Origin of the sequence: Ketobacter sp. MCCC 1A13808 (assembly GCF_009746715.1) — a bacterium.
In the GTDB taxonomy this organism is placed as follows: Bacteria; Pseudomonadota; Gammaproteobacteria; order Pseudomonadales; family Ketobacteraceae; genus Ketobacter.
Genome location: NZ_VRKW01000021.1, coordinates 42,399 through 52,175, shown reverse-complemented (window position 1 = coordinate 52,175; position 9,777 = coordinate 42,399). Strand labels below are relative to the sequence as shown.

Here is a 9,777-nt window from a genome sequence, read left to right as displayed (position 1 = left end):
AAACATTTTTTCGGTGAGGGGGCAGCTCCGCTGAATTACGACAATATACCGACAGCGGTCTTTACCCAGCCAAGTATTGGTACTGTAGGGCTAAGCGAAGATCAGGCCAGGGAGCAGGGATATAAGCTGAAAATATTCAAATCGGAATTTGCACCGATGAAATACAGCTTTAAAGAGCAGAAAGAAAAAAGCTTTATGAAGCTGGTTGTCGATGCGAAAACTGACATCGTTTTGGGTGCACATATGGTGGGTCCGGAAGCAGGGGAAATTATTCAGGGTATCGGTATCGCGGTAAACATGGGCGCGACCAAAGCTCAGTTTGACCAAACGATTGGTATCCATCCGACCACCGCGGAAGAATTTGTGACGATGCGAACCGCCGAGCCTGAATAGTTCGTGCTGAATTTACTTTTTTATGAAGGCACATTTGATGGGTGAAAATCCCAGAAATCGTTATGAATCGAACGTTATTGTCGGGGAGGCGTGGGTATGCGCTGGAAAGCAGGTAGACGAAGTCAAAATATTGAAGATGCCCGCGGACGTACTGCGTCACGAGGTGCGGGCGGGGGCGGCATTCCGGTCGGGTTATTTCGGCTCTTGGGAACAAAAACAGGGCTGATTATTGCCGGTATTGCGGTGATTGGAATGTTTTTCGGTGTCGATCCGTTAATGGTATTGGGGTTGCTCACAGGTAACGGACAAGTGACCTCCCAATCTGCGGCCCCGTCAAGGCCGGTTACAGCGGAGCAGCAAAAACTTGCTGATTTCGTGTCGGTGGTGCTGGCGGATACGGAAGATACCTGGAAAGTCCTTTTCCAGGAGCAGGGCATGCAATATCGTGATCCTACACTGGTACTGTTTTCAGGCTCGGTCAATTCAGCATGCGGTCACGCACAGGCGGCGATGGGGCCATTTTACTGCCCCGGTGACCAAAAAGTGTATATCGATTTAAGCTTTTACCAGGATTTGAAACAGCGGCATAACGCGCCGGGAGATTTTGCACAAGCCTACGTTATTGCCCATGAAGTTGGGCACCACGTACAAACTCTATTGGGTGTTTCCGCTCAGGTTCGCCAGAAGCAGAAATCGGTGAGCAAAGCGCAGGCGAATCAGTTGCAGGTCAGGATGGAGTTACAAGCGGATTGCTTTGCCGGGCTTTGGGCAAACAAAGCCAATACAGCGCGTAATATTCTTGAAGAAGGCGATATTGACGAAGCCCTCAACGCAGCCAGCCAGATCGGTGATGATACGCTGCAAAAGCAAGGGCAGGGTTATGTCGTGCCTGAATCCTTTACTCATGGTTCCGCAAAGCAGCGATCGCGTTGGTTCCGGCAGGGTTTCCAGTTAGGCACATTAGCTGCTTGTGATACATTTGCTGCTAATGCGCTCTAAGTCAGGATGGCCCGGATAGCGTGGCTTGAAACTGGTATTTGCCATGCTTGAAATTAATCGCCGTCAGTAAAATTGATACCCAATTCAACTTCCAGGCCATTGGGTATTTCGCGTTTAAAATTTCCGTCCAGTTGCGCAACCGCGATTTCAAACTGAACCGGATCCTGCAGAGTAATGCTGTCTCTTGCCATTTGAATATTGGCTTCGACAGTGTCGACAGACGTTGCGAATCCAGACTTTCGCATTAGTTTAAAAAAGCTGGTTTCGGCGTCGTCGTCCCCCTTCAGTAAGGATTCAATTTCGTCAATGGAAGCCGTTACCGCCCGCCACGCATGGCCCGAAATCCTGGATGTATTCGTGACTACATTACGTTGCTGCAGATAATCAAGATGTTCCTGTATTGATGCCAGGAGTTGCGTCAACGGCTCTGCTCCATCATCCAGACGATTGCTTAGAAATAGTTCACGATAGGGTTCGTCGGAATTCTTGTGTTGCTGGTTCCAGCCTTCCTCGACATAGCGCGCGCGTTTTAACAATTGCAGTGAAAGCCCTTTCAGTATTTCGCACTTGCGTGGCGCTGATGTGAATTCATTGAGTATGTCAGTTGGCTGCTGACTTTGGGTGTCCGCGGTTTCGAAAAGTGTCACTTCAAGGGCGAGCAAGCCGACTTGGTTAAAGTTCTTATTGTCAAAATACGCTTCTGTCAGGCTTTCGCTACTATTCATCATGGCTTTGATTTCCGTTCGCACGGTGGCAGTATAATCTGTTCCGCGAAGCCGGTAAGAATCAATATAGTTATAGGCGGGGAACACGATATCATCATCCAGCGGGCCGAATTTGTAAGCCTCCAGCCTATACCACTGTTCCACCAGCAATGCCCATTGTTGCTGCGCTGCGGACAATGTTGCGGTGGCGGGTGCTTCGCAAAAAGTTGCAGCCTTTGTTGATAGGCCCGATGCCTGAGCTTCGAAACCGGTTACCGCCACCAGTATGGAGTTGTCTACGGCCAGCCGCAGGGCATTACTAATGGTATCCTGGTTAACTACTAACGGAGTGTTCGATTTGGAGCCTCCGCAAGCACTGAGTATTAGAAAAGCAAAGATTAGAGCTGCAGAAAATACGTGTTTCATTTTTTCACCTGGTTGGTCGTCGTTAAGCTTTGCGCGTTGGTATGACCGATAAATGGTTATCCCATTGCATGTCAGGAAATTGCAATCGCTGCCTTACCTGTTCCTGTAAATTATGTGCGTTTAGCTGGCGTAGCTGGCCAAAAGAATTGGACAACACAAAGCGTTGCTGATCCTGGGTGACGGCCAGGCCGCAAACATCGTGAAAGGCGTGATAGCCCAATAATTGATGGCTATCTAAATGCCAAAATGCGGTGACATTCCCTCTGGGGCTGCTAAAACCAGCGATACGAAATGTTGAATTGATAGCAACACTGCCCATGTAATCGTGCATTTGCGCGATCAACATATTCGGTTCGGCCAGTAACTCAATCGGTTTGCCTTGCTTATGCACCGCTCCCAACGGCACAACACGATTACTTGACATGGCAGCCCGCTGAACTTGCATTGCCAATGCGACGGTGCCGTCGTCGGCAACATCAAGATGCCGGATGCTTGCTTTCGGCTCAGTAACCCGGTGCTTGCTAATGAGTTCACCGGAAACACTATCGACGTAGCTCAGGTTGGACTCCATGCTTTCAAGATTTAATATTCCCTGTCCGCTTTTCGGGCTTTGATGCAGACCGCCATTGGCAATTACCAAAGTCCTGTTGTCCGGCATAAGTTTGATTTCATGGGGGCCAATACCGTAGCTATCAAATTGGTTAAGGCACTGGTACGTTTTTGCATCCAGCACGCTGATGTTACCTTTACCACTGCTGGAAAGGGTTTCACAGACGAATAACACAGCCCCGTCGGAGCTGAAGCAGCCGTGACCGCTCTGGTGTCTGCCTTCTGTCGAATAAAACCGGTGTTCAATCTTGCCTGTCAAAACATCCAGTTCCATTCCGACCCGGCCCGGCCGTCTTGAAAACATGACGACCTTGTTCGGTTTGGTCGGGTGATATGCTAGTCCATGTCCGCGATAGCCACTTAATATGCGACCGGAGGTGGACTTGGGGCGAGCATCTGCATCTACCCAGCCCAGACTGTATTTGTCACTGCTGTTCCCTTGTGCAGAAACCCACATTTCAGTGGCTGAAGCACTGGGTTTTTCGCCTGCGCCGAAGGGGGTGGCAATGCAAAGGGGTGAAAGCCCCGCAGCTGCTAAGGTGGCTAGAAATTGACGACGATTGATTTCAATACGTTTCACGTGTCCCCCTATAATGATTCGACAAATTGAATTAATAATTCACGCTGCTGCTCAGGTAAATCGATGAAGGCCTGTTGTGCGGGCCCAGCTTCACCGCCGTGCCAGAGGATGGCTTCTTCAACCGAGCGCGCTCTGCCGTCGTGTAGCAAATTGGCATTGCCATTGACGGCTTTGGTCAAGCCGATTCCCCACAGAGGCGGGGTGCGCCACTCATTGCCGCTGGCCTCAAAATCCGGCCGTCCATCAGCCAGACCGGGGCCCATATCATGTAATAAAAAATCACTATAAGGCCAGATCGTTTGTTCTGACAGGTGCGGATTTTTAGTGCTGCGTCCGGTTACGTACCGCGGATGATGGCAGCCGGAACAGCCGGTTTCATAGAAAAGACTGCGGCCTTGCTGAACCCATTTATCGTCGGCATTCCTGCGTACAGGCACGGCCAGGTTCTGCGTAAAACCTACCACCAAACCGAATAACGGATCTGCTATTTCAATGCCGGTATCGTCATTTCCGCTGGGTTCGTCCAGGCAGCGGGTTTGCTTGGTTGTGCAAGGCTGATCTGGAAACAATCTGTTGCTGATGCCCACATCATTGGCGAATGCCGCAGCCACAACCATGGCTACATCCGGTCTATTCGCTTTCATACCGAATCGTCCTGGCACTGTTTTCTGGCTACGTGCATCCCAGACCCGATTAATCCGGCCGGAAATACCATCTTGATTGCGGTCATGGGGGTCAGCGAGCTTTTCGATATCGGATTGCTCGATCAATTCAATTAACCCCATACCCGGTATAGCGGGTGCAACTCTCAGACTAAAAAGGGTGTTTTTCTGCAGCGGGCCGTATTGCAACTGACGGATTTCCGGTTCCGGGTAGCGCAACGTTACGGTGTGGTTGTCCGAATAAGTAAAGCTGCTTTCAACCCAATTAAGGTAGACATACGCTTCGGGCTTAACGCCGTTTGATTGCGAATTCTCCTCTGTAATCTGACCAAGCTGATGGGCGAGAGATACGGATTGGGTTTGTAGTTGATCACCATAGGTGGGTTCGGGTTGGACACCCAGGGTTGAGTTTGTACCCGGTACACTGATACGTAAAAATGCACTGAAAAGCCGTTGTTGATTGTTATCCGGAACGGCACCTTTGCCTCCATTTATGTGACACGCCAGACAGGTGCGGGCGTTATACACTGGGCCCAAACCATCTCGGGAGGTGGTCGACGTCGGGGCTTTAATCCAGGGCTGGTTCGCCAAGGCTTTGCCTGCATGGAAATCCGGTTTTTGATCATGTGGTAAGTTTTGTGCGGGCTTTTCGAAGCTGGCAAAGGGGGTTATGGAAACGCTGGTGTTTCCTCCCGGCAAAATTTCAGCGGGGTCAATAGGTGGCACTGGCATCTTAGCGATGGCTTCGTGATTACAGCCGCTTAACCAGAGAAAAAACACGAAATAAACGAAAACAAGCCGGGATTTACCCGGCTTGTTGGTATGGCTGAAGTACTCAGGTCGAGCCGACAGCGGCATGTTAGTCGCAGGTTGAGTCGGGCTGAGTCGTATCGCAACCAGAGGCATCGTCATCGACAACATTCGCAGAAACGCCCAGTTCTGTAGCCAGATCGGCAATAGTGGATGCCTGAGCATTCAACGACAAAATGGTTTTGTAGACAGGGTTAGTTTCGTTGCGATTGACCGGCATGATTAGTACATCAAAAGGGTTGCCGTCGACCCTTGCCGCGCGGTCGATAGCTTCGTAATTCATTTTCGACTCGGCCAACGCCGCTTCTACTGTAGCCGCAGTGCTGTCTAACCCTGCGTCCGCAAGGTAGTCGTCGAAACCGTAGCCATCTATTGCCCGGCCAATGCTGTCATCCATGCCGTCCAGCGTACTGTCGTATCCTGCATAGACGCCGAAATAACTATTGGACACACCTTCAGCGTTAAGCCAGACATCGCGGTGGGTATTGTCCGAAAAGCAGGAATGCTCGTCTTCCTGAGAATTAGAGCTGAATGCGATTTGCATGCGTTCTCCTGCCAGTTCGCCTTCAGAGAGTGTGCCCATTCCGGTCAGTATTTCTTCGAACTTCTGTAATGCATCTTCTTCTGTCGCGATGGTCGTGAATGCGGAGCGATACGCCGCGCCATCAGCCCAGCTATCTCTAACGCCGGTTAGGTCTGCCACCAGTTTGGCAGCGACCACTTCAAGATACTGAAAACGGCGCGCGGCGTAAGTGTCAGAAGTGAAGTCAGTGAGTGGGCGGTGGCCACCGGAATCCAGTACATCACCTGAGGTGGACATCTCACGACTGGTTTCAGTGTCGGCGCTGCTGTCAAGGTTCAGATCTTGCCCCCAGAGCATAAATTCAATCGCGTGATAGCCGGCAATTACGTCATGCTCGTCGTCGGCTGTTGCCGTGTTGCTGATCAACGCTTCATTAATCGTGACCGATGAATTAATGATATTTTCTGTCGGGTAATTTACTCCCGTGCTTTGATCTGTCACGCCCACTTGGTCAGCACCAAAGTCAGTGCCCTCTGTAACATAATCGATTAGGGCTTCGCCCAATGGCCAGGCATTAATGTCACCCTCCGGTCCATCTTCACTGGCGTAGTCCGTTGAGTCGATAGGGCTCAATCGGAAACGATAGACTTCGGTTTGCCCATAGGGCTCGCGGGCAACCAGCCAGGCGCGCTTTGCAGCATCAAGATTCGCTTGTGTCGGATCGGCTTTAAAGGTCGCGATGGCAGTTTGCAATGTAACCGCGGTATCGACTGCATCACTGTAAGCAGCCAGGGCGATGTCAGCATTGGTTTGAAGAACCTTTGCTGCATTGGTCATGTTAATGCCGGAAGGATCGGAATCCGGTGTCACCGTAACGGGTGTTGAGCCGCCGCCGCCCCCACAAGCGCCTAGAAAACTAATCAGTGCGATGCTGGTGGCAATCTGTGTCCTTTTCATGCTGAACTCCTACAGAAGCATAAATATATCGGTTTGAATGCGTAAGTAATTACGGGTAGCGCCGGTGAAACGAAGGCGTCTACTGACAAGCTTATTAAAGGTGTTAGTGCTTATATTTGGGAGCGAAGAATAATGAAAACAAGAACAATTAGCAATTAGGTTTGTGTAAGCGTTCTTTTACCAAGTCTTTCGGCTTATGCTAAAGTGGCCGCTTGTCGGGGCACGGGGAGCGTAAGCTCAAGTTGTTGAGAGAGGTGAACGAAATTGGGCTTGAGTAGTAGGCCGGTTCGACGCGCAAAACGTCGTAATTACAATGATCTGGTTTTGATATTTTTAACCGGCTGCATGCTTTCGTGTGGTGGTGGGGGTTCCGGAGCGGTGGTACCGATGACACCCGTTGTTGCTCCTGAATTTGAAACCAAAGCTGCATTAGGTGAAAAACTGTTCGCTGATACCAATTTGTCGGCCAGCAGAAGCCAATCGTGCGCCACGTGTCATAACCCTGCGGTGGCTTTTATTGATGACCGCCCCGGTGCAGACGGCAGCGTCAGTGCGGTGTCTTTGGGTGACGATGGCATCTCCATAGGGGATCGGAACTCACCGACGGTTACCTATGCACGGTTTACGCCGGCGTTCTCTTCCGAAACCCATGCGCGCTTTAATAGTCAGCAGCCTGATTACAGTGGATTTGTCGGAGGTCAGTTCCTGGACGGGCGGGCCAACACTCTAGCGGATCAAGCCGCTGTCCCGATCCTGAATCCGGTAGAAATGGGAATGATGGATAAAGCCAGTGTGGTGCTTCGTTTACAGGAAAATCAGGGCTATGTAGAAGCCTTTCAGCGTCTCTATAGCCATGACATTTTTGATGACGTTGAAGCTGCCTATGCGGCAATGACGGAAAGTATTGCGGTGTTCGAACAAGGTGACCAGTTTGCTGCATTTGATTCCAAATACGATCGCTCGTTACGAGGAGAATATTCATATGATCCGTTATCGAAGGCTGCTTTGGGTAAATCCCTGTTTTTTTCCCAGCAATTTACGAACTGCGCGACCTGCCACCAGCTACACCCAAATGGGCACAAGCAAGAACTGTTTACTAATTTTGAATATCATAATATAGGCGTTCCTGAAAATCAGGATGTGCGCGCCCTTAACGGCATGCCTACGGGATTCGTAGATCAGGGGCTATTGGATAATCCCGGTATTACGGGTACTGAACACCGAGGTAAGTTTAAGGTGCCGACGCTACGTAATGTCGCTGTAACTGCACCCTATATGCATAATGGCGTTTTTCGGGAACTTAAGACGGTCATTGAATTTTACGATCACTTCCTCTCGAATTCGGATCACGTGTTGAACCCTGAGACAGGGTTAGCCTGGCGTGACCCGGAAGTTCCCTCCACGGTCAGCACCCGCGAATTAGCGGATGGGCCCAAACTCAGTGCAGCCGATATCGAAGGTTTGGTGTGTTTTCTACGTACGTTAACGGATGCTCGATATGAGCATTTGATTGAAAATAATGGTGTTGATTGCAGAGAATAAAGTAGTCGAGGTGCTTAGCCACCTCATCGATTTTCTATCGAATTTTCAGCCCTTCGCATCGCACCGGTGCCAGCTCCTTATAATCAGGGCTCGGATGGAACATAAATGCCGAGCCTTGTTCTTTTCAAATTGCGCCTTCGGTATAAACTAGCGGGTACCTGTGGCTGTAAACGTCTAAGATATTTCCAATCGGGTCTTCCCTATAGTTCATGCACTGCGGTTTGTTATAATATTGGGTTAACGCAAGCGGCCACAAATGGCAAATTCCCACTGTAATTTATTGTGCAAAGACACGCATTATAGCCGCCCTTAGAAAATGCTTGGAGCGCCGGACGCTGAGCGTAGAAATGGAGAATCTATGAATCCGCAAATTACTGTAATAACGTTAGGTGTTGACGATCTTGAAAAGTCATTATCCTTTTATAGAGAAGGTTTGGGCTTTGAAACAGAGGGAATTATTGGTAAGGAGTTCGAGTTTGGTGCAGTCGTTTTTATTCAGCTCCAGGCTGGTTTGCGCCTTGCACTTTGGCCTCGTAAAAGTATCGCCAATGATACAGGTTTAAAACTGTCTTCCCCGAGCGCCACGGAAATGACCCTTGGTCACAATGTCTCAACTAAACACGAAGTAGACCTGGTTTTAGCGAAAGCAGAATCCGCTGGTGCGGTCATTGTAAAGCAAGCACACGATACATTCTGGGGTGGTTATTCAGGCTACTTTCAAGATCCTGATGGTCATTTATGGGAGGTTGTCTTTAATCCCCAGTGGGTCGAGTAAAAAGACATAGCAGCATGGGGGCAGGAGCAAGCCATGCTTGACAATATGGCTGTCCCCTTATTTAGACGCTGTGTGTGGCGAGCTGGAGAAATAGAATACAGGTGTGTCAAAAGTGCCAGTTAAGTATCAGTTCCAAAAAGGTGCCAGAGAAATGCTTGTGGCTAAATACTCCGGGGAATAACCGTTACCGGTTGCCGCTGAATTAAATGTTAGGTAAAGAATGAGAATCAGAGGCTATACCGAGGTCGATCTTGCCGCGATTTTAGATATTTATGGTCGCTCTAAACTGGATGAGCTCAAATTTGAAGATAAGACTTTTACACTTCTACCGCTTGCAAATTTTTATTCTCAAAGGTTCAAGGCGAACCGTGTCTTAACGTCGCAAGCAGTAATCAGCCAGCTAAGCGCTTATATCAACGGTATGGTTTCAGTGTGGCACACAGCTTTGAGACCACCTATAACCGAGTGCCAGTCAGTGCTCAAACAATGATTCGTAAAGCGCTTGCCCAGGACGAACGTAACGTCAATTAAGAGGGGTTAGCTACCCTTTTTGCCAGCGAAAGGCCTTCAAATCGATTCAAAATGGTTTTTCGCACCTCTTAGAGAGGAGATTTGATCGGATTGGAGGGAATAGGGCCTGCAACATAAGTTAAGTGGCAACGGCCGGATATAGAGCATTGGCTGACTTCTTTGATTTCAGGTGCTCACTTTTGACGCATCGAAACGAGAGCGAGTCGGCGACGATGTACATTTGGTATTTAAAAACCCATTATTTCACTGAGACTTTGCCCGTAATC

General features: G+C 49.5%; 7 protein-coding genes and 1 pseudogene. 4 read left to right on the top strand and 4 right to left on the bottom strand.

Going from position 1 to position 9,777, the window contains the following annotated elements; translation table 11 throughout:
* Together FT643_RS21740 and ypfJ are read left to right on the top strand one after the other, a co-directional pair.
* A pseudogene (locus FT643_RS21740) lies at nt 1-393 on the top strand (glutathione-disulfide reductase); the annotation flags it as partial.
* Nucleotides 394-489: 96 nt separating this feature from the next.
* Entirely contained in the window at nt 490-1,392 is a 903-nt protein-coding gene (gene ypfJ / locus FT643_RS21735) for a KPN_02809 family neutral zinc metallopeptidase (RefSeq protein ID WP_156873523.1), read from the top strand.
* A gap of 53 nt (nt 1,393-1,445) precedes the next feature.
* On the opposite strand, the gene FT643_RS21730 is transcribed toward ypfJ, so the two are convergent.
* The 4 genes from FT643_RS21730 to FT643_RS21715 are packed head-to-tail and all read right to left on the bottom strand — an operon-like array spanning nt 1,446 to nt 6,663.
* Nucleotides 1,446-2,522, bottom strand: a complete 1,077-nt coding sequence (locus FT643_RS21730; RefSeq protein WP_156873522.1) for an imelysin family protein — start codon at nt 2,520-2,522, stop codon at nt 1,446-1,448.
* A gap of 22 nt (nt 2,523-2,544) precedes the next feature.
* Nucleotides 2,545-3,711 carry a DUF1513 domain-containing protein gene (locus FT643_RS21725; protein WP_156873521.1) on the bottom strand — a complete coding sequence of 389 codons (1,167 nt, stop codon included), beginning with the start codon at nt 3,709-3,711 and terminating at the stop codon, nt 2,545-2,547.
* Between the two features lie 8 nt (nt 3,712-3,719).
* A complete protein-coding gene (locus tag FT643_RS21720) occupies nt 3,720-5,294 on the bottom strand; it encodes a di-heme oxidoreductase family protein (RefSeq protein ID WP_198043789.1) in 1,575 nt (524 codons plus the stop codon).
* Nucleotides 5,233-6,663, bottom strand: a complete 1,431-nt coding sequence (locus tag FT643_RS21715) for an imelysin family protein (protein WP_156873519.1) — start codon at nt 6,661-6,663, stop codon at nt 5,233-5,235. Before FT643_RS21715 ends, FT643_RS21720 begins: the two co-directional genes overlap by 62 nt.
* Nucleotides 6,664-7,050: 387 nt before the next feature.
* Between FT643_RS21715 and FT643_RS21710 the strand changes: the two genes are divergently transcribed.
* Both FT643_RS21710 and FT643_RS21705 read left to right on the top strand, forming a co-directional pair.
* Nucleotides 7,051-8,205 (top strand): cytochrome-c peroxidase, encoded by a 1,155-nt coding sequence (locus tag FT643_RS21710; protein WP_232340382.1) that lies wholly within the window; start codon nt 7,051-7,053, stop codon nt 8,203-8,205.
* Nucleotides 8,206-8,563: 358 nt separating this feature from the next.
* Complete coding sequence (locus FT643_RS21705; protein ID WP_156873518.1) at nt 8,564-8,980, top strand: VOC family protein; 417 nt, start codon at nt 8,564-8,566, stop codon at nt 8,978-8,980.
* Nucleotides 8,981-9,777: the final 797 nt, after the last annotated feature.